Below are 20587 nucleotides of genomic sequence, written 5' to 3'. Positions count from 1 at the left end.
TTGACGCCTAGAACACCCTATTTACTTAGTTGCGAAATGGGACTATAGCTTCCATGCCTCAATAGACTTGAACAGCTTTTCAATTTGAGTTGGTAAGTCGGTTTTTGGGTCATGGCTATGATTAAAAGTACCGGCCCCAGCTACGAACTTGTTAGCGATTGTTACTTTGGAGTAGGTGGTAATCTGCTTTAATCTAGAGCCAAAAGTCCTATAATGTTTATGTCGGAAGGCTGTCGGCAGATAACTCTCAATCGTGTAGCCCTCGGTCACCCAACAGTATCCCGTCTCTGAGTTATTTATAGCGATATCAGCCCACACTTGGTATTTCACGCAGTTTTTGTTAGTGCATTCGTCCGTGCCATTAGGGGAACGCTTGAAGTCTAGATCGCGATCCATAATAACGATGGAGTTTTTGTTTATACTGAATATATCAATCAATCCTGGCGTACCATTGGATGTGAAGTGGCCGAGCATTGACCCGCCGTACAGCACGAAAGAAAAATCAAGGTTTTCTACGGGCATGGGCTTGCCGTTTGCCGAGCACCACAATGACAACCAGCGCAATATATAGATCCGATCAGAGGCCCCTTCGACCCATATAACACCATTGGCTTGGAATACATCACTAGGCTTGATGCCAAGGCCTGCCAAGGCTTTAGCAGGTGATGTTAATTCAGATAATGCGTGACCATTAACTTCAAATAGACTTACGTCTGATACAGCCCAGCTTGATATGTCTATAAGCACGGACGAATGCGTAGAGATGAATAGTTGTAGGTTCTTGCGTGTGACGATTTCAGAAACCCTGGCAATCATGAGTCTTTGAAGAGTAGGATGCAGGTGGACTTCCGGCTCTTCAATGACACATATTTGGTCATCATCAACAGAATTTAGCCATCCTACCAAACCTGCAAACGCTCGCCAGCCGGATGGCAGCAGCTTCAATGGGATGTGATTGCGCTGGAATAAGTCATCATTCAGATATACGCCTAAAACACCATTCTTAATATGGCTTACAGGTTGAGCGTATTTATAAGTATGGTCTTGGCCAGGAGGGCTAGCGTAGGCAACCTGGTTGGACTGTAAAGGGTTCGGCGCTAAGCCCACTAGGTTTTTACCGTCACTATTTAGCGCATCTATGACTCTTTGGATGCTAACTCCGCGCTCATCGTTTGATCTGCGAAAACTAATTTTTGCTTCTATTTTTTCTAGAACGTTGACTAGCTTTTTTGGAGGAGTTGATGAGTTACTATAAATACTTCCTTCAAATACATGCTTGTCCGCTTGCGTGGTGACGGAAACATACGTGCCGAACTCTTCAATCTTTAGCTTGTTGAATATTGAACCGACCCAGGTTCCATTCTCAAAATGGATGATCGATGTCGCGGCAGTCGTAGATCGCATGTTTTCACGAGCAACTGTTTTTATAACTTCAGGGTCTTTGAGCGCGCGTACCATATCCAGTACGGTTGACTTACCTCCGCCATTGGGGCCGACAAAGATATTAATCTTCGACGCTTTGAATTGCTTAACTTCACCCGGATTGAGAGAGGCGGTCTGCATGGTGTTGTTGAGGTAGAGTCTGCGGAGACCCAGCAAGCCAAAACTTTTGATATGCAAAATAGTATTCCTTTACTTATTCATCTTAGGGGGCCGCACTCATAAATCAGGAACTGGGGAGGAGCTCCAGCGCCGTGAAGCGATCCCCCTGGTGTCGGCTGGCGCAGCCAAAACTCAAGTGGGCGCTCTAGAGTCACGGCACCTCGACCATGTAGACGCTTCATCGAAGACCAGCGTTGGGCATTCCCCATCGTGGGTCATTTCAGCCTCTTCAGGTTGGTTGAAACTGGGCTTCGATAGTGGCGTGCCGCCGTTGGCGGGGGGGCTGTCGTGAACCGAGCCGTAGCAAGCCACGTCTCGGCCCTTCGGGCTGACATCCTGCACGCCTGCGCGCTCCGCCTGCCTTATGAGTTTAATCACAGCCCGTAACGTAACTTTTGACTTGTAACGTAAGCAGCGTTACAGAGCATAGAATTACGTTACAGACCAGTCATCACCGACCATATGGTGGAGCATGGAATCCGCTTCGAGCGCTGAAAGCGCTGTACTTAGCAAAGCATTTATCCGGGCCGGCGAAGGGCTGAGGCTTGCTGACGCTGAACTATCAGCTGTCTTAGGCGAGGATGTTTCCTCGATGCAGCTTTTACGCCATGGACATGAACTGCTTCGACCGAGTAGTGACACGGGGAGCCGTGCTTTGCTTTTAGTTGAGGTGTATCAGTCCTTACTCGCAGCCGTTGGTAACGAGCGAAATGCAAGAAACTGGCTCAGCAGCGAGAATCGTGGTCTGTGTAGTCGACCTCGTGGCCTCATCAAAAGCAGAACGGGTCTCGAGCAAGTTGTCCAATATCTAGCGGCTAATCGCTCACTCACCTAACACCTGCGGTGAAGCCAGTCAGGTGGTCAATGCATGACGATTTACCACCGCGCTTTGAGTTTTTATGGCCCAGCACATCAGCGCCCGTCGCTGAGGGTAGTAGAACCCAGATATCATTTGCTGAAGCTCTGTGATGAGCAGGCGACGTCAATGGAGAGCGTTATGAACTTGTTTAGGAGATGCGTTGAATTCGTTTGGCCTGACAAAAGATCTGGCACAGAGCAAGCGAGAGATCGCGCCTTCATAGCTGCCCTAAATAAGCTGCTGTCGCTTCGCGTGACACCCAATGGCGGCATGTCGATTGACCCCGCCGAGATACGAGAGCAAGTGATAGCGAGTCGACGGTCACTCAAGCGATTCGTGCGGCAACCATAAGATCCTGCAGTGACCACTGAATTGGATCACCGTTGCCAATTAATTCAGGGCCGTCTCAGCCGAGCCTATGGCTCGAAAGAGCGATAGCAAGAAAGTACTCGAACCGCGCTCGATTCACCTGCAATCGTTCATACCCCGTTCATACCCTCCAAGCGCTTAACGGATGCTGATTCGACTATACCCCCAGGTTGTATGCCGAAAGCGACCCGCATCTGGGTCAAAGATGCGGTTGGCTTTTTGAAGAAGCGCTCGCGCCGATCACCCCAAGTGCAGTCGATTGTTTCACTAATTTTTGAGCGCAAAACAGACATTCGTTAATGACCCCAAACTGGGTCATTAAGTGGCAAAAGCTAGGTTAGTGTCCCTTTTAAGGGACATTAAGTGAGGTCGTGCCTAGCGGCTGAACAATGCAAGGGATTTACGTAATCGATGCTTTCATCACGAGCCGCTTTTGTGGCAACCGATCTATTTTCTGCATCGTGACATTACGAAAATCGTGCAGTGGATCGACCCAGGTTTATGCACCTGGCTCAAAGCCCATGACCGATTACCGGCTGCTGTGGCCGACTGGAATAACTGGAAGGAAGCCGCTAGGCGCGCAGCTGGACAGCCTAGTGAAGTGAGGCCAGAGGCCGTTGTAGTGGCTCAGTCAGCTCAGGTCGAAGTTGCGATGAAGGGCGATGAGAACACGACGGCAGCCAAGCCAGAGAAAAAATCTCGGCACGATAAGCCAGAGGTGAAAATCTCCGTCAGAGTGAAAGCGGACGCTCAACACAAGCCTGATGCAAACCCCGCGCCGAACCGCGAGCCTGCCAGAATTCGCCAAGTGGAGATTCCACCGTCAGCTGAAACTGCAAGCGAGCAGCAGCCGCAGGCCACCGGGGGAGCTGGTGTTCGGCCAATATTGAGTCTTAATCGGAAGAAACCGGACTGAGTGATCAGCGCCAGTTTAACCCGACTGCCCCAGACGACTCGAATTAATACTCATCCCAATCGTCGTACTGCTCATCAGACTCGGGCTGGCCATCCTCACGCATCAGATCATCGGTTATGAATCTCACTCGACAAACCTTATGTCTCACCAGCGTGTCAGGAACGTATTCAATCGCAGGCGTTTGCGGTGAGCTGGTGCTAAGCAAGTCATCTAGGTTCGTAAAAGCAGTTCTAGGCTTGAGTGAGGCCACCACGGCATGATTAAACAGAGTCAGATTTGTACCTTTTCGCACTTGAGCCGATTCGAACAGTACACCGTCGAGCGGCGGGTCGAATTGTGTCGCCAGGTACTCCGCCATGACTTGTGTTGCCAGGTATTCGTGTTCCTGGTTCGGAAGCACTGGAACGGTGATTTTTGCGTGGAGAGTTTTCAAGAAGATGCGCCTACCCATTTGCTCTTCATAGCTGGCTTCAAAAGCACTCAACGGCCTCGCTTCGTAGGCTTCATCCAAAGCAATGAAATCCAGGACGCGAACGGGTCTTGTGAGTTTGAATTCGCCGCTGACGACTCGTCCTCCTACTGGCGGGCGAAGCTCGGCAACACAGGTTTTTCGGTCAAAAGCTCCATAAAAAGCGGCCAATCCTTTAGGGTTCATTCGGCCAGCCCCTGCGGCCTCCTTGGGTGGCGGGCCGAGTTCTGCAGCAGGGCTGCTAATGATCGAGTCGTATTCTGAAGCGGAGTCACAGCGCCTGGCACGAAAGATCTGATCGTTCGCAAGCTCTCTGACAACGGACATCGAGCCATCAGGGCTTTTGAAGGATGAGAGTCCTCGAAACAGCCAGTCCAGAAAATCCTTGGCATGCTGGCTAAAAAATCGATTCCCATGTTTCATTTCGTTCTGAAAATTCAGCCATCGGGTTTCTGCTTCTCTTGGTCGAATCACTCTCCACTCATAGTTCTCATCATCGCTATATCTAGCCTCTCCTCCTTGCATGATGTCGTAATGGGAGCTTTCGTTGAGGTCGCAGAGGACACGCTCGGCGACCGGGTCGTCCTCATCCAAACCAAGCAATTCTGCGACATGGAAGATAAGGGGATCGCCAGTCTGCTCTGTCTCAGAGCGTTTTCCATTGTCATCGTACTGATCGTATATCGCTCCAGGATGGCAATACTTCTGGAGGACATCGTCGACCATACTGACCAGATTCTCGAGTGGGATAGCCTTACGCTTTTTTAGGCAGAACGAGCACTCTGCAGCCACGCCGGTTCGCCTGATCAACCCTTTAAGATGGATTTCGTTCAAGCATTCGTGGCAGATCAGGTCTTCATCCATGTTTTACGCCTAGCAGAATTCAATTGGCGGCGATTCTAAGTCACCATGGACGCTCGGCCCGATGAAAAACTTGCTGTACGCCGAGTCGCAGCCTTCAGGTTGCCCCATTTGAGGCGAAACCTGGCTTGGGATGTTTTAGCTGCTGGGTCTAGCTCAGCCAAGCTTCCCTGCGTAAACACTTTTAAATGGAGTTGATTTTCAGGTTATGACCGCACCACATGCCGCGACCTACCGACGTCCCGCAGACTGGAAACAATTCGAGCGTCTGTCACTAGCAGTAATGAGCTGCGTCTTTAAAAACAGATTCGACCAATACGGTCGGGAAGGCCAACGGCAGCATGGCGTGGATCTGTATTGCCGCCTCAAAGATGGTTCTCTCATCGCCGTTCAGTGCAAGGGGCGAAATGAGAACCTCGGCAAAAATCTGACCCTCGCGCAGGTAAACCAAGCGGTTCTCGAGACAGAAGACTTCCCGTTCAAGATCGATCACTTCTTCATCCTTACCACCAGTCCGCATGACAAGCTTCTCACCAATCGAGCTTTAGAGCTTACGGAAGAGCGAGCTATCGTTGGAAAGGGAACAGTGGACGTATGGGGCTGGGGGGCGCTTGAAGCTGTAATTCAAGAGAACGCCTCGCTTCAGGAGTCATTTTATCCTGACTACAAACCTAAGATTTCTCTTCGTGGTTGGATCCTCAGGGTCGGATTGGCGAGCTGCTTTGCCGTAGCTGCCCTCGTGGGGATCCATAAGTACCTGGCCTATCAAGCCGATACAGCACAGATGAATCAGGCGACAATCGAGGGCCTCGCTGAGTATATGGATCTAAATGATCGGTTGATTCAGATCTATGAGGGTTGCCTTGGAATGCTGGACAAAGAGACGTTTGCCTTCTCATATTCTTTTCAGCAGTTTTGCATCGTTCCTGTGGAAAGGACACTGAATGCAATGGAGCATCAGGTGCAGCACGCCAGTTTAAAGATTGATATTGCAGCGATTAACCAACTGGATGTGCTGCTCGACCTTTTACGAGAGGATTATCGACAGGGATTGATCGCCAATCAGATGACTGATTTTTTTGAACAGGGCATCAGGGATAGCCAGAAGGCACTATGCATTCCTAACAATTCTGATGCGTCTGCTGAACGCTTGAAGCGGCTGCGCAAGCCAGCTGACGATGCGATGAATCGGCAGTTGGAGTTCTACTTCATCCTCCGCGATTTTATCCTGCCTGGGCTTCAATCCATGCAGGCAAATGTGCTGGTCGCAGCTCGGCAAAGTAATCGCCGAGGCCTCTCAGAACAAATGCTAAGTGACGCGCATCAGTTAAGCGAGCTACTGAAGCAGCGCCACCAGTATCGAATGGAGGAGCCACAGCAGCCTTTCACTCTGTCTGCTGTTAAGCATTTGAGTTCCCGAGGGATAACGATATCAGGCGAGATGGACACCATGATTGAAGATGCCCGCTACGCCCACGTTTTGCTCAAGGGGATTCGAGCATCATTTCTTGGCAAGCACGAGGACGTGAGTGAGCTAATTGAATGCGGGGTGTATGTTAAGGATGCCGGAGTAAGGTTACGGAAGGATGAAGAAGCCATTAAGGCCTCCGCCGTACCAAACGCCTGAGATGAGCAGTCAGACTCTTGCTTTACCGAGGCGTTGTCTCCGGGCGATTAGGTAGCGCAGGTGCACAGAGGTATGTCACATGACGCAACCGCTCTTCGATTTCGACCTCAAACGCGTTTCTCGCCAGCACTACATAACTGGCAAAGCCGCAATCAATTTCCCCTGCCCAGGATGCAGCACCGGTGGGTGGCATTTCCTGTCTTATTTCGACCGAGATTCGGTCGTCGCCAAAGTGTCTCTTGCAGGGATTCACTACCCGGATACCGATGCGTTTTTTGGTGACACGGGCATCACTGATGTGACCGAGCAGCTCAGGGAGCGTGGCTGGCGCGTAGAGGATAAACGGCTCTTTATGGCTGATCACTACAGAGCTGCTGCAGACATGATCGTGAAATGGGCGTTGAGCGATTCAAGACACTGCAATGTAGAAGTCGCGGAATGGTTCCCTTCCCCAGAGGCGAGAAGACATCTGCTTGGTGTACTGGATCGTGGGAAGCCCAAGCTCTCGGAACTGAACAGGCTGCAAAAAGTGGAAGCTTGGCTAAGCTCGCAATAGGTGATGACGTCAGGTTGGTCAGTAAGACAGCCGTTGTGATACGTGCCGAATGAGAGCAATGGATATGCGCAAGAAGTCTCAGTCATGGTTTGTCCCGCTCCTGATTCTATTCGCTGTCCTGTGGGCAATGGGGAAGAAAGACACACCTCCTGCCCCTGCGCAGCCCAGAACCTTGAGCGCGCCGAGTACGCTGCCGTCAACTTCTCCTGCCTCACCGTCAACACCGGCCCCTACCTCTGCAACTGAGCAGTTCGTGAGCGCTGACAACCTCAATGTTCGGAATCAACCAGGCGGAAAGGTCATCTCCAAACTGAAGCGCGGGGAAAAGGTTCAGGTCTTCGAGACGCAGAATGAATGGGCGCGCATCAGCATTGATGGTCAACCAGCGAAGTGGCTGTCGTCCAAAAGTCTGTGTAGTGGATCGGGCTGCTACGTCGTGTCGAAACCCATGCCAGCTACTCAGCCTGCACAGCCTTCTCGCCAACATACTCCAGCTTACGGCTCCTCGTGCCCCTGTTCCTCTGGAACAGTTTGCATAGGGCCAAGAGGCGGTAGGTACTGCATTACCTCAGGCGGAAACAAGCGCTACGGCGTTTAAGCGATCATCTGATGACGTATCCCCGGGGGGTAAAATTTCGCAGGCGCTTTGGAGACGTAAGAACCGATAGACGAGGCCATCTAGTGACGATAGGTTTCGTTGCAGATAGCTGGGTATTGGCTATGAATCCGTGACCCGCCTTGCTTTACATTTCCGGTGGTTCACCCTCTTTTTTTTACTTTTTCAGCTCAGGGCTCGACATGCATACCATACGGAAAGTGGTAATCCAGAACTTCAAAAAATTCAAATCGCTCACGCTCGATTTCGAGCCTGGGAAGAGTGTTCTGATTGGCAACAATGAGGCAGGAAAAAGCAGCATTTTGCTCGCTCTAGACCTCGCGCTCGGCGGGAGTCGCAATCGCATTGAAGCTCTGGGTGCTGAAACCTTGCTCAACCAGGATTCGGTGACCACCTTCCTTGCTGGGGAGAAAAGCCTAGAGAAACTGCCTGAGCTGATAGTCGACGTGTTCCTAGAGGAAGGTGACGACGAAAGCCTGTATGGAACCAACAACGCCCACCAGCGCCAGACAGACGGTGTGCGCATGATCCTTGCGGTGATGGCCGAGTATGGCGAAGCGGTACAAGCCATTTTGGCTGATGATCAACCGAACTTCCCATTCGAATATTACGCGGTGCGGTTTGAAACGTTTGCCGGCAGGCCCTATGCAGCGTTCAACCGCCCCATCAAGCATATGATGCTAGACGGTTCACGTATTGATGGCGATCACGCATCTCGTGAATACACACGAGCCGTATACGCTTTCAACGCCCCCGTTGAAGACCGCTATAAGCTTGAGAACCTGTACCGCCAAGGGAAGCAGGCGTTTACAGGACAACATCTCGCAGCGCTCAACGCTGACCTACGAGCGTATCAGTTTGACGTACGGAGTAGCGTCCGGTCGAACCTGGAAACTGACCTAATCATCACGGAAGACAATATTCCGCTTGAGAACCATGGGAAAGGAAGGCAGTGCTTCATCAAGACCGAATTTGCGCTGAGCAAGCACAAGCAAGGAGGCTTAGATGTAATGCTATTGGAGGAGCCTGAAAACCATCTCAGCCATTCCTCTATGAAAGCACTTGTCGCCAAGCTAGCGGAGAACGAAAGCACACAGCTTTTCATCGCAACCCACAGTAGCCATATTTGCTCAAGGCTTGATCTTCGGCATGCCCTTTTGATCGGCCCGAATGCAGCTGCTGGCTCACTTAAAGCCCTATCACCTGACACCGCAGAATTCTTCATGAAGGCCCCGGACAACAATGTCCTGGAGTTCGCGCTTTCGAAGAAAGTGATATTGGTTGAAGGTGATGCGGAATTCATCCTGGTGGAAGAATTCTATAAGCAATGTACCAATGGGCGTCTGCCGCATGTCGATGACGTTCACATAATCTCTATTGGCGGCACTAGCTTCAAAAGGTATATGGAGCTCGCTAACCTGCTTGGAATTCGAGTCGCAGCCATACGAGACAATGACAAGAATTATCAGAAAAACTGCATAGAAAACTACGTCGACTTCGCTTCGGAAGTTCTGCTCTGCCCGTTGCACGGTGAACTGGATCTGGCCGCGCAACGCGCCGCGATCGATCCGGCCCCCGCCGGCAAGCGCAAAGTGGTGTTGGCGACCAACATCGCCGAGACCAGCCTGACCATCAACGGCGTGCGCGTGGTAATCGATGCCGGGCTGGCGCGGGTGCCGCGGTTCGATCCGGGCAGCGGCATGGCCCGCCTCGACACTCAGCGTATTTCCAAAGCCAGCGCCACTCAGCGCGCGGGTCGGGCCGGGCGGTTGGAACCGGGCGTGTGTTATCGCTTGTGGTCGCAGGATCAGCACGAGCAACTGGCGGCCTACGCCAGCGCGGAAATCCTCTCGGCGGACCTTGCCGGATTGGCGTTGCAACTCGGCCGCTGGGGCGTGACACCGGGGCAATTGGTGTGGCTCGACATCCCTCCAGCGGCCGCTTACGCGCAGGCTCAGGACTTGCTCGAGCGCCTGGGCGCATTGGACGGCGAAGCGCTGACCCGCCACGGTCAGGCCATGGCCGAACTGCCGGCGCATCCGCGCATCGCGCATTTACTGTTGCGCGGTCAGGCGCTCGGCTTGGCGGATATGGCCTGCGATGTCGCGGCCTTGCTCGGCGAGCGGGATATCTTGCGTGGCGCCGGGGCGGATCTGCACAGCCGATTGGTGCTGTTGTCTGGCGAAGAACGGGCCGCACGCGGCGCGCAGGGTGGCGTGCAGCGTGCCCGGCAACTGGCGCGGCAGTATCGCGGTTACTTGCGGGGTAAAGCGTCGGAACCGGTCAGCGATCCGGATCATCCGCGTTGGCTGGGCGCGCTGTTGGCGTTGGCCTATCCCGACCGCGTTGCCCAGCAGCGTCGTGCCGGTGGCGCGGAGTATCGTTTGGCCAATGGCCGTGCGGCGTTGTTCGCCGAAGCGGACAGTTTGATGAAGCAACCGTGGCTGGTGATCGCCGATCTCGGCAGTCGCCAGGGCCAGCGTGAAGAACGGATTTATCTGGCGGTGGATTTCGATCCGGCGCTGTTCGATTCGGTGCTGGCCGAGCAAGTGCGCGTGGTCGATCAACTGGATTGGGATGAGCGCGAAGGCGTGTTGCGCGCCGAGCGTCAGCGCAAGGTCGGTGAATTGATCCTCAGCCGCGAACCGTTGACCGGGCTCGATGAAACTGCCCGCAGTCAGGCGTTGGTCAATCTGGTGCGACGCAAAGGCCTGGAGCTGTTGCCGTGGACCCCAGAGCTGCGTCAGTGGCAAGCGCGCGTGGCGTTGCTGCGACAGCTGGACCTCGGCAGTAAGGAGCAGAGTGAATGGCCGGATGTCAGCGACGCTGCATTGCTCAAAAGCCTCGAACAGTGGCTGATGCCGTATCTGGGTAAAGTCTCGCGGCTCAGTCATTTCGCCAATCTGGACCTGTCGAGCATCGTCCATAACCTGTTGCCGTGGCCGCTGCCGCAACGGCTCGATGAGCTGGCGCCGCATCATTTGAGCGTGCCGTCGGGTTCATCGATTCGGCTGGACTACAGCGAACAGCCGCCGATTCTGGCGGTGCGGTTGCAGGAGCTGTTCGGCCTGGCGGAAACCCCGCGGATCGCCGGTGGCCGGCAGGTGGTCAAACTGCATCTGCTGTCCCCGGCGCGACGGCCGGTGCAGGTGACCCAGGATTTGGCGAACTTCTGGCGCAGTACGTATGCCGAGGTGAAGAAGGATTTGAAGGGTCGGTATCCGAAGCACTATTGGCCGGATGACCCACTGGTGGCCGAAGCGACCGCGCGGATCAAACCCCGTAAAAGCTGAAGCGCTGATCGTTCCCACGCTCCGCGTGGGAATGCATCCCGTGACGCTCCGCGTCACTTCGGTGCCAGGCCCGGCGCCAGCGGTGCTGCTGGAACGCGGAGCGTCCCTTGAGGCATTCCCACGCAGAGCGTGGGAACGATCATAAGCGCTAAGCTCTGGTCCCGGCCTTGGCCGTCAACTGCTCGCGGCAATAATCTGCAAACAACTGCGCCGGTTTGGTCAACTGCCCGCGCTTGAGCCACGCCGCCACCAGCCCTGAGCCGGTGATGTCTTCGACGATGTCCACGCACACCACTTTCTGGCCGTCATAGGTGCATTCCGAATGCGGCCGGGTGACCAGGATCGAGAAGCCGAAGCCTTGCCCGACCATGCCCCGGACCATCTCGATCGACGGTGAGCTGAAAGCAATGTTCGGCGTCAGCCCCAACTCTTCGAACAGGCTGACGAAGTAGGTCCGGCTCGGTTGCACGTCCAGCAAAATCATCGGCTCCAGGCACAAATCGCGCAGCGACACTTGCTTGAGCTGGGCAAAGCGGTGATCTGCCGGCAGCAATGCATAAGGCCGCTGCGCCGGCATCAGGGGTTCGGTCTGGATGGTGGCGTCGAGGTCGTGTTCATACAGGATCGCCAGGTCGAAGGTGCCCGAGGTCAGGCCTTGCACCAGCTCTTGCTGCTCGCCGTCGCGGATGCGGATTTTCACCCCCGGATACAGCGCCGAGAACCCGGCAATCAACTGCGGCAGGTACAGCGGCGCGACCGTTTCGAAGCAACCGATATCGATTTGCCCGGCCACCACGTCGTTGTCGGCGAGGGCGTTCTGTTCGAACTCCTTGGCCATGCGCAGCAGTTCCTGGGCCTTGCGGTAGAAGCGTGCACCGCTGGGGGTCAAGGACACGCCCTGGGCGTGATGACGGATCAGCAGTTGCACGCCGAAGCTGTCTTCCAGGCCTTTGATCGCCGTGGAAATCGCCGGTTGGGCGATGTACAGCTTGCGCGAGGCCTCGGCGACGCTGCCGCATTCGACGGTGGTGATGAAGTACTTCAATTGACGCAGGTTGTAGGCAGCCACGGCAAACCTCGGGGTGGATGATGTCGACATCCAGGCAATTTTCGCGCCGACTGCTTCCGTTCTGACGACGGTGTTGTTGTGCCTGAACAATAACCACATACCGCGCCACCGGGGAGATCGGCTGCCCAGTTTTTTCATGGTCTGCGAAGACATTTTTACTATTTTTCCTCGACACAGGCCTGGGCCACCATCCAATTCACAAGAAAAGCCCATGGAGCATCTGAACGTGTTCGAGCTTACAGACTGGCAAAACAAAGCCGCTGCGCTGCGGTTTCCCGATCAGGCCGTGATCGACGGCAAACCCCGTGCGGCGCAGTCGGGGCAGACCTTCGCCGCGATCAACCCCGCCACCGGCCAGTGCCTGGCCAACGTGGCCGCGTGCGGCGAAGAAGACGTGGACGCTGCGGTGCGCAATGCGCGGCAAGTGTTCGAGGCCGGCACCTGGGCGGCGCGTTCGCCGAGTGAGCGCAAGCAAGTGCTGTTGCGCCTGGCCGATCTGATCATGACCCACCGCGAAGAACTGGCGCTGCTCGATTCGCTGAACATGGGCAAACCGGTGATGGACGCCTACAACATCGACGTGCCGGGCGCCGCCGTGGTGTTTCGCTGGTACGCCGAAAGCCTCGACAAACTCTACGACCAGATCGCCCCGAGCGCGCAGAACGTGCTGGCGACCATCACCCGCGAAGCGCTGGGCGTGGTCGCTGCGGTGGTGCCGTGGAACTTCCCGCTGGACATGGCCGCGTGGAAACTCGCACCGGCGTTGGCGGCGGGTAATTCGGTGATCCTCAAACCTGCCGAGCAATCACCGTTTTCCGCCCTGCGTCTGGCCGAGCTGGCGCTGGAAGCCGGCCTGCCGGCCGGGGTGCTGAACGTGTTGCCGGGGCTCGGCGAACAGACCGGCAAAGCCCTCGGTTTGCACCCGGATGTCGATTGTCTGGTGTTCACTGGCTCCACCGAAGTCGGCAAATATTTCATGCAGTACTCCGCGCAATCGAACCTGAAACAGGTGTGGCTGGAGTGCGGCGGCAAGAGCGCCAATCTGGTGTTTGCTGATTGCCAGGACCTCGACCTCGCTGCAGAGAAAGCCGCGTTCGGGATCTTCTTCAATCAGGGTGAAGTGTGCTCGGCCAACTCGCGGTTGCTGGTGGAGCGTTCGATTCATGACGAGTTCGTCGAGCGTCTCAAAGTGCAGGCTGAGCGCTGGCAGCCGGGTGATCCATTGGACCCGTCGAGTCGCGCCGGAGCCATCGTCGACAGCCGTCAAACCGCACGCATCATGAAGTTCATCCAAAACGCCGAGAGCCACGGCGCTACCAAGGTGTGCGGCGGTCGACAGTCGATTTTCAACGGCTCCGACAACTTCATTCAGCCGACGATTTTCACTGGCGTGAGCCCGGACATGCCGCTGTTTCGTGATGAAGTGTTCGGCCCGGTGCTGGCGGTCACGGCGTTCGATGATGAGGCCCACGCCTTGCAACTGGCCAACGACAGCGTCTACGGTTTGGCCGCGTCGCTGTGGACCGACGACCTCAATCGCGCCCACCGCGTGGCGCGACAATTGCGAGCCGGCACGGTGTCGGTCAACAGCGTCGATGCGCTGGACGTGACCGTGCCTTTCGGGGGCGGCAAACAATCCGGTTTCGGCCGCGACCTGTCGCTGCATTCATTCGATAAATACACCCAGTTGAAGACCACCTGGTTTCAGCTGCGCACATAACAGCCGCACATAACAAAACGGAGAACTGGCGATGACCACACCACGTGAAACCCGCGACTACCAGGCCGCCGACGCTGCGCACCACATCCACGCATTCGTCGATCAAAAAGCGCTCAACGATGAAGGACCCCGGGTGATGGTTCGTGGCGAGCGCCTGCACCTGTGGGACAACGATGGTCGGCGTTACCTCGACGGCATGTCCGGATTGTGGTGCACCAACCTCGGTTACGGGCGCAAGGACCTGGCTGCCGCCGCGTCTCGGCAGCTGGAGCAGTTGCCGTACTACAACATGTTTTTCCACACCACCCACCCGCAGGTGATCGAGCTTTCGGAGCTGCTGTTCAGCCTGTTGCCGGGGCACTACAGCCACGCGATCTACACCAACTCCGGCTCCGAGGCCAACGAGGTGCTGATCCGCACCGTGCGTCGTTACTGGACGATCCTCGGCAAGCCCGAGAAGAAAATCATGATCGGTCGCTGGAACGGCTACCACGGCTCGACCCTGGCAGCGACGGCGCTCGGCGGCATGAAATTCATGCACGAAATGGGCGGCATGATTCCCGACATCGAACACATTGACGAGCCGTACTTTTTCGCCCACGAGGGCAACCTGACTCCGGCTGAATTTGGTCTGCGGGCGGCGCAGCAACTGGAAGCGAAGATTCTCGAACTCGGCGCGGACAAGATCGCCGGGTTTATCGCCGAACCGTTCCAGGGCGCTGGCGGGATGATCTTTCCACCCGAGAGTTACTGGCCGGAAATTCAGCGGATCTGCCGTAAGTACGATGTGCTGTTGTGCGCTGACGAAGTGATCGGCGGCTTCGGTCGTACCGGCGAATGGTTCGCCCACGAGCACTTCGGTTTCGAGCCGGACACGCTGTCGATCGCCAAGGGTTTGACCTCGGGTTACATCCCCATGGGCGGTCTGATCCTGTCGAAGAAAATGGCTCAGGTACTGGTGGAGCAGGGCGGGGTGTTTGCCCACGGCTTGACCTATTCCGGGCACCCGGTGGCGGCGGCGGTGGCCATCGCCAACCTCACGGCGTTGCGCGATGAAGGGGTGGTGGCGCGGGTCAAGGATGACATCGGGCCGTACCTGCAACAGTGCTTGCGCGAGGTGTTCGGCAATCACCCGTTGGTGGGCGATATTCAGGGTGTCGGCATGGTCGCGGCGCTGCAATTGGCTGAGGACAAGACCAGTCGCAAACGCTTTGCCAATGAAGGCGACATTGCCTGGCGTTGCCGCACGATTGGTTTTGAAGAGGGGGTGATTATTCGCTCGACGTTGGGGCGGATGATCATGGCGCCGGCGTTGATTGCCAGTCGGGAAGAGGTGGATGAACTGGTCGGCAAAACCCTGAAAGCGGTTGATCGTACGGCGCAGGAATACGGCCGGCTCTGACATTGCCGGAAGGTCCTGCGGACCTTATCGCGGGCAAGCCCGCTCCCACAGGTTATGTGTCGTGCCGGAATTCTGAGGCCAACACAAACCCTGTGGGAGCGGGCTTGCCCGCGATAGCTATTACCGATTTAACACACCTCTCACCTTTTGCACCCACCTCGGGCATCCCCGCCCACAGCGCCCTTTTACGGCGCGCACTACCCAGTTTTTTCATCACTCCCAACGACATATTTCCTGATTTTCCTTCTCCCGGCCTTGGGCCAACATCGACCTCGCCAGTCAGCCAAACGCTGCTCGCCGAAAGGTCCACCAGAGACCGCAGGTGGCAGCACTTCTCCAAGGCCGCTGGCCGTACTGCCCATGACAAAACTAAATCAACAGCTTTGGGAGTGCTCCATGATCAAGTCCTTGCTGAACTGCATCACTCATCCACTGGCGGTCACCGCCATCGCCGTCACGGTCGCCACCAGCGCCCAGGCCGGCACCCTCTCTATCGGCCACACCACGTGGGTCGGATACGGCACGCTCTACCTGGCTCAAGACCTGGGCTACTTCAAGGAAAACGGTTTGACCGTCGAATTGCCCGTCGTCGAAGAGGCTTCGATGTACATGGCCGCACAAGCCTCGGGCGAGTTGTCGGGCTCGGCGTCGACCATCGACGAGGTGCTCAAGTACCGCCCGCAATTCTGCTTCAAGGCTGTGGCTGCACTGGATGACAGCCATGGTGGCGACGGTGTTTTGGTCGGCAAGGACGTCAAGAGTTTGCAGGAGTTGAAAGGCAAGGCCGTGGCGGTGAACGAAGGTTCGACTTCGCAGTTTTGGCTGTCGTACCTGCTGAAAAAACACGGCATGAAAATGAGCGACATCACCGTGCAGAACATGACGGCTGACGATGCAGCCACCGCGTTCATCGCCGGTCGCGTGCCCGCCGCCGTGACCTGGGAACCGCATCTGTCGATGGTCCGCAATAAGCAAAAAGGCAAAGTGCTGATCGACAGCAGCAGTACGCCGGGAGTGATTGTCGACGTGGTCGCGCTCAACTGCACGGTCATTGAAAAGCAGCCGGAAGACGTCAAGGCGTTGGTGGCCGGTCTGTACAAGGCCGTGCAGTACACCAAGGACCATCCGCAAGAAGCCTACAAAATCATGGCCAAAGGCGTCGGCGGTTACCTCGCCGATCCCAAGGAGCTGGCCGCTGCCGCACAGGGCGTGCGCTTCTACGATCAGGCCATGAGCGAGAAACTCCTCGGCTCGCCGGGCAAACCGGGCGACAGCGAACTGCTGATCAAACTGGCCAACGAGACCGCTAGCGAATTGCAGGGCAAACCCTACAACGTCAGCCATGACGACCTGATCGACAACCGTTTCGTCAGCCCGCTCTAGGAGGTTCGCATGTTCAAGCGCAATTCATGGCTGAGCCGCTGCATCACGCCCAAGACCGGTTTGCCGGTTTCGGTGATCTGGAGCGCGAGCGGTCTGGCCTGGGTGTTGTTGGTCGGCCTGTGGGCCGGGTTGTCTTACGGCGGCGTGGTGCCGGGCATGTTCCTGCCGACACCGGGCGCGGTGGTCGAGGCCGCCGTGCGCCTGAGTCGCGACGGCACGCTCGGCCTGCATGTGTGGGCCAGCCTCGAAGTGGTGATGGTCGGCTTCATCGTGTCGTCGCTGGTGGCCGTGCCGCTGGGGTTGTTGATGGGCAGCTTTCGTATCGTCCAGGCGTTCCTTGAGCCGATGGTCAATTTCATCCGCTACCTGCCGGTCACTTCGTTCGTGCCGCTGTTCATCCTGTGGATCGGCATCGGTCTGGAGCAGCGGGTTTCGGTGATCATCTTCGGCGTGTTTTTCCAACAACTGGTGATGATCGCGGACGTGTCCAAAGGCATCTCCAAGGACCTGATCAACGCGTCCTATACCTTGGGTTCGAACCGCCGCGATGCGGTGCTGCATGTGATCGCCCCAGCGTCATTGCCGGGTGTGCTCGACACCTTGCGCGTGACCATGGGCTGGGCCTGGACTTACCTGGTGGTTGCCGAGCTGGTCGCGGCTTCCAGCGGTCTGGGCTACTTGAGCCTTAAAGCCATGCGCGGCTTTCAAGTGGATGTGATTTTCCTGGCAATCGCGATCATCGGCCTGCTGGGCCTGGTCACCGATCAACTGTTCCGTTTCCTTCGTCTGAGGATCGCCGCATGGGCTCAGTAAGCGCCGTCAACCCTCGTTTCATCACGCCACAACCCGCCCCGGTGCACGCCGCACCACGGCTGCAAGTGGACAAGGTCAGCCTTCGCTATCAAAAGCCCGACGGTGGCGTGTTCACCGCGCTGGATCAGGTGTCGTTTGAAGTGCCGGATCAGCAATTCGCCGTGCTGGTGGGGCCTTCGGGCTGCGGCAAGTCGAGTCTGCTTTACCTCACGGCGGGTTTGAATGAGCCCACGGAAGGCGAGATCTACGTCGGTGGCCAGCAAGTTCAGGGGCCGGGCGCGGATCGCGGCATGGTGTTCCAGAGCTATACGCTGTTCCCGTGGCTGACCGTGCGGCAGAACGTCGAGTTCGGCCTCAAGCGTCGCGGCATGGCCGCCGCCCAGCGCAAGGAGATCGTCGATTACTACGTCAACGAAGTCGGCCTGTCCGGGTTTGCCGACAACTACGCCAAGCAGCTGTCCGGCGGCATGATGCAGCGCGTGGCGATTGCTCGGGCGCTGGCCAACGACCCGCAAATCCTGCTCATGGACGAGCCCTTCGGCGCGCTCGACAGCCAGACGCGCCTGCAAATGCAGCAGCTGTTGTTGCGGGTCTGGGGCAACAGCAAGAAGACCGTGTTGTTCGTGACTCACGATATCGACGAGGCGATTCTGCTGGGTGATCGGGTCTACGTGATGGGCGCTCGGCCGGGTCGGATCAAGCAGATTCTGGACGTGCCGATCGAACGCCCACGGACGCTGGACATGGTCATGGAGCGCTCGTTCATCGACATGAAGCGCAGGATCTTCGGGCTATTGCACGATGAGCTGGAGGAGGAACATTGACCGTGCACAAATCCCTGTGGGAGTGAGCCTGCTCGCGATTGCGATTGATCATCCAACAAAGATGTCAACTGACACTACGCCATCGCGAGCAGGCTCGCTCCCACAGGTTTTGCGTTTAACCGAAGTTAAGGCGCTGCCGGCAAGAGGAACCTTGCAATCACCGGCAAGTGATCGGAGATCCGCAAGGTATCGTCCTGCCTCACCGTCGCCTCGACCCGTTTGATCCGCGGACTGTAGAACAGGTAGTCGACAGTCCGGTCCGGGCCGTTCAAGCCCGGATCATTCGGGTAATGGGTCAACCACCGCGCCCGGTCGATGCCGCTGGCTTCGTTGTTGGTCGGGATCATCGGGTATTTGTCCCAGAGCACATGCAGCGCACTGTCGGCAGAGTAGGGCGTGCGTTGCTCGTCGGGCAGGCGTCGATATTGCCCCAGCGGCAACAGGTTGAAGTCGCCCCCGATCAACCACGGCGTGCTGCGGCTTTCGAGTTTGTCGAGTATTTTGACGATGGCCGACACCTGGGACTGCAGTGTTTCGTCTGGTGGGAGAACGTGGTCCAGATGGGTGTTGAGCACCGCTAGCTGACCACCGTCGCTCAACGGCAGATAGGTGACCAACAAGGCGTTTTTCGGTTTGAACTGCCGGCTGATGACGTTGGCCGGTGCGACCGGTAATTGCAGGCGTTCGGCCTGTTTTATCTGGTAGCGGCTGAGGGTGACCAACTGCCGGCCGACGCTGCCGAAAATGTGCGGCTCAGGCACGAAATCGGCTTTCCAGTCGAAGGCGTGGGCGCTGCATGGATACAGGTCCGCGACTCGTTCCTGAAGCAGCTTGAACTGGTTTTGGTAATCGCTGGCCTTGGCGCCGTCATCGAGCTCCTGCAACAGCACGACGTCCGGTTGCTCGTCACGGATCACCCGCGCCACTTCATCGAGGCTGAAGGCCATGTCTTCGGGCGTGGGTTTTTCGTCATTGCCGGCCGCCAGGTCATTCCAGAACACGTAGCGTTTTCCCGCCAGGTACTGGACGTTCCAGGTCATCACCTTCAGCGCCTGACCGGGCACCAGCGTCGGAGCCTGGGCGTTGCAACTGACCGGCAAGGCTTCCTTGGCTTCGGGGCGCCAGGTCAGGTTGTAGATCAGCAAGACCATCAGGCCGGTCGCGATCAACAGGCCCAGCAGGGTGTAGCGCAGCAGACGGGTCATGGCTCGGCTTATAGCGTTACAAAAGTTGACCCCGAGCATAACCGAGCGTCGGGTTTAATCCCAAGGGCGAAACGGCCTGCCCGGCAATTAGCCGTAACGATATCCCTGTAGCAGCTGGCGAAGCCTGCGTTCGGCTGCGAAGCAGTCGTAAATCCGGCGAGCGCGGTCTGCCTGGTTCACCGTGAGCACTGATTTTACGACTGCTGCGCAGCCGAACGCAGGCTTCGCCAGCTGCTACAAGGGGCGCGTTGTTCTTTAAAGAGGTCGATCAATCTTTTCTGGCACCTCGTCGATCAACATGAACAAGCGAAACAGCACCACGCTGACGAACAGTTGCAGGAAGCTGTGGGCGCTGTCGATCAGCAGGGAAATCACCGCGTTCTGCGGTTCGGGATAAACCGCCAGGGTCGCGCCCTTGAGCACCCACAACGGGCCCATTACGCAGAGAATGCACACCAGAATGCGCAGAAAGTTGCCGCGGGTCAGGCGCAGGCTTTCCTTCATCGCCGCCAGCGGTGCCATGCCGCGCAGCACCAGCAAATACTCGCCAAACGCGAGGGTCACCATCAGCCAGATGCCCGGCAGGAAATACAGCGACAGGCCGATCAGGATCAGCAGCGTATTGAGCGCCGTCAGCACGGCAAAACGCGGCCATAAGTAGGCGGACCTCGACAGCAGGTCGCGAATGCGCGGCGACTCGCCACGGCTGCGGGCATCGAGGAACAGGATCAGTGCGCCGGTGTACAGCGGATAAACCAGCAAGCCGACCATCACGCTGATACCGGGAAAGCTGTCCGGCTCGGTGGAGTGATCGACCACTTGTTGCAGCAGCGCCTCGAAAATCACCAGCGGCAGGCACAGCTGCACGATCTGGCCCAGATTGCGCTTGAAGAAATACAGTGAGTCACGCAGTACATCGAACGAATTCATCAGTCGGTATCGCAGGTTGGAAGCAGTGGCCCACTTTAACCGATGAAGCGCATTGGGGCGCAAACGTAAACGT

At 56.7% G+C, this 20587-nt stretch carries 17 protein-coding genes and 2 pseudogenes; 13 read left to right on the top strand and 6 right to left on the bottom strand.

Annotated elements, in window-relative coordinates:
* Positions 1–42 precede the first annotated feature (42 nt).
* On the bottom strand, positions 43–1620 hold the full coding sequence (locus AC3WP4_RS06105; protein WP_102615760.1) for an ATP-dependent nuclease: 1578 nt from the start codon (positions 1618–1620) through the stop codon (positions 43–45).
* Between the two features lie 454 nt (positions 1621–2074).
* On the opposite strand from AC3WP4_RS06105, the gene AC3WP4_RS06100 reads away from it, so the two are divergent.
* The gene (locus tag AC3WP4_RS06100) at positions 2075–2437 is read left to right on the top strand and encodes an antitoxin Xre/MbcA/ParS toxin-binding domain-containing protein (RefSeq protein WP_102615759.1); all 363 of its coding nucleotides are present in this window, start codon (positions 2075–2077) and stop codon (positions 2435–2437) included.
* 826 nt (positions 2438–3263) lie between these two features.
* On the top strand, positions 3264–3746 hold the full coding sequence (locus AC3WP4_RS06095) for a hypothetical protein (protein WP_178081746.1): 483 nt from the start codon (positions 3264–3266) through the stop codon (positions 3744–3746).
* Between the two features lie 43 nt (positions 3747–3789).
* On the opposite strand, the gene AC3WP4_RS06090 is transcribed toward AC3WP4_RS06095, so the two are convergent.
* Positions 3790–5079 carry an RES family NAD+ phosphorylase gene (locus AC3WP4_RS06090; RefSeq protein WP_102615757.1) on the bottom strand — a complete coding sequence of 430 codons (1290 nt, stop codon included), beginning with the start codon at positions 5077–5079 and terminating at the stop codon, positions 3790–3792.
* A gap of 205 nt (positions 5080–5284) precedes the next feature.
* Between AC3WP4_RS06090 and AC3WP4_RS06085 the strand changes: the two genes are divergently transcribed.
* The 4 genes and pseudogenes from AC3WP4_RS06085 to AC3WP4_RS06070 form a co-directional block, all read left to right on the top strand.
* Positions 5285–6703 carry a PDDEXK family nuclease gene (locus AC3WP4_RS06085; protein ID WP_146011610.1) on the top strand — a complete coding sequence of 473 codons (1419 nt, stop codon included), beginning with the start codon at positions 5285–5287 and terminating at the stop codon, positions 6701–6703.
* Between the two features lie 79 nt (positions 6704–6782).
* The gene (locus AC3WP4_RS06080; protein ID WP_102615755.1) at positions 6783–7259 is read left to right on the top strand and encodes a hypothetical protein; all 477 of its coding nucleotides are present in this window, start codon (positions 6783–6785) and stop codon (positions 7257–7259) included.
* 49 nt (positions 7260–7308) lie between these two features.
* The gene (locus tag AC3WP4_RS06075; RefSeq protein WP_309475562.1) at positions 7309–7857 is read left to right on the top strand and encodes an SH3 domain-containing protein; all 549 of its coding nucleotides are present in this window, start codon (positions 7309–7311) and stop codon (positions 7855–7857) included.
* Positions 7858–8057: 200 nt separating this feature from the next.
* Positions 8058–8228, top strand: a pseudogene (locus AC3WP4_RS06070) (AAA family ATPase); the annotation flags it as partial.
* A 99-nt stretch (positions 8229–8327) separates the two neighbouring features.
* Here AC3WP4_RS06070 and AC3WP4_RS06065 read toward each other — a convergent pair.
* On the bottom strand, positions 8328–8462 hold the full coding sequence (locus AC3WP4_RS06065; RefSeq protein ID WP_256581141.1) for a hypothetical protein: 135 nt from the start codon (positions 8460–8462) through the stop codon (positions 8328–8330).
* Between AC3WP4_RS06065 and AC3WP4_RS06060 the strand changes: the two are divergent.
* Both AC3WP4_RS06060 and hrpB read left to right on the top strand, forming a co-directional pair.
* A pseudogene (locus AC3WP4_RS06060) lies at positions 8400–9320 on the top strand (ATP-dependent nuclease); the annotation flags it as partial. The gene AC3WP4_RS06065 and the pseudogene AC3WP4_RS06060 overlap by 63 nt on opposite strands.
* Complete coding sequence (gene hrpB, locus AC3WP4_RS06055) at positions 9294–11168, top strand: ATP-dependent helicase HrpB (protein WP_309475563.1); 1875 nt, start codon at positions 9294–9296, stop codon at positions 11166–11168. The pseudogene AC3WP4_RS06060 and the gene hrpB, both read left to right, overlap by 27 nt.
* Positions 11169–11316: 148 nt before the next feature.
* On the opposite strand, the gene AC3WP4_RS06050 is transcribed toward hrpB, so the two are convergent.
* Positions 11317–12237, bottom strand: coding sequence for a LysR substrate-binding domain-containing protein (locus tag AC3WP4_RS06050; protein ID WP_074880365.1), 921 nt, complete (start codon positions 12235–12237; stop codon positions 11317–11319).
* Positions 12238–12463: 226 nt separating this feature from the next.
* Between AC3WP4_RS06050 and AC3WP4_RS06045 the strand changes: the two genes are divergently transcribed.
* The 5 genes from AC3WP4_RS06045 to AC3WP4_RS06025 all read left to right on the top strand — a co-directional run bounded on the left by AC3WP4_RS06045 (position 12464) and on the right by AC3WP4_RS06025 (position 18379).
* Positions 12464–13957: an aldehyde dehydrogenase gene (locus AC3WP4_RS06045; RefSeq protein WP_102615783.1), complete on the top strand. Its 1494-nt coding sequence runs from the start codon at positions 12464–12466 to the stop codon at positions 13955–13957.
* Positions 13958–13988: 31 nt separating this feature from the next.
* Complete coding sequence (locus AC3WP4_RS06040) at positions 13989–15359, top strand: aspartate aminotransferase family protein (RefSeq protein WP_102615753.1); 1371 nt, start codon at positions 13989–13991, stop codon at positions 15357–15359.
* 396 nt (positions 15360–15755) lie between these two features.
* On the top strand, positions 15756–16742 hold the full coding sequence (locus tag AC3WP4_RS06035; RefSeq protein ID WP_074871140.1) for an ABC transporter substrate-binding protein: 987 nt from the start codon (positions 15756–15758) through the stop codon (positions 16740–16742).
* A gap of 9 nt (positions 16743–16751) precedes the next feature.
* Positions 16752–17555, top strand: coding sequence for an ABC transporter permease (locus AC3WP4_RS06030; RefSeq protein WP_008149230.1), 804 nt, complete (start codon positions 16752–16754; stop codon positions 17553–17555).
* Positions 17543–18379, top strand: a complete 837-nt coding sequence (locus tag AC3WP4_RS06025) for an ABC transporter ATP-binding protein (RefSeq protein WP_074871136.1) — start codon at positions 17543–17545, stop codon at positions 18377–18379. The genes AC3WP4_RS06030 and AC3WP4_RS06025 overlap by 13 nt, the downstream gene beginning before the upstream one ends.
* 125 nt (positions 18380–18504) lie before the next feature.
* Here AC3WP4_RS06025 and AC3WP4_RS06020 read toward each other — a convergent pair whose 3' ends face one another.
* Both AC3WP4_RS06020 and AC3WP4_RS06015 read right to left on the bottom strand, forming a co-directional pair.
* Positions 18505–19584, bottom strand: a complete 1080-nt coding sequence (locus AC3WP4_RS06020; protein WP_074871134.1) for an endonuclease/exonuclease/phosphatase family protein — start codon at positions 19582–19584, stop codon at positions 18505–18507.
* Positions 19585–19839: 255 nt separating this feature from the next.
* Positions 19840–20514, bottom strand: a complete 675-nt coding sequence (locus tag AC3WP4_RS06015; RefSeq protein WP_074880358.1) for a YciC family protein — start codon at positions 20512–20514, stop codon at positions 19840–19842.
* Positions 20515–20587: the final 73 nt, after the last annotated feature.

Source organism: Pseudomonas sp. FW305-20 (assembly GCF_058788075.1).
The sequence above is the reverse complement of the archived record's forward strand: the minus strand, read 5'-3'. Positions and strand labels throughout refer to the sequence as shown.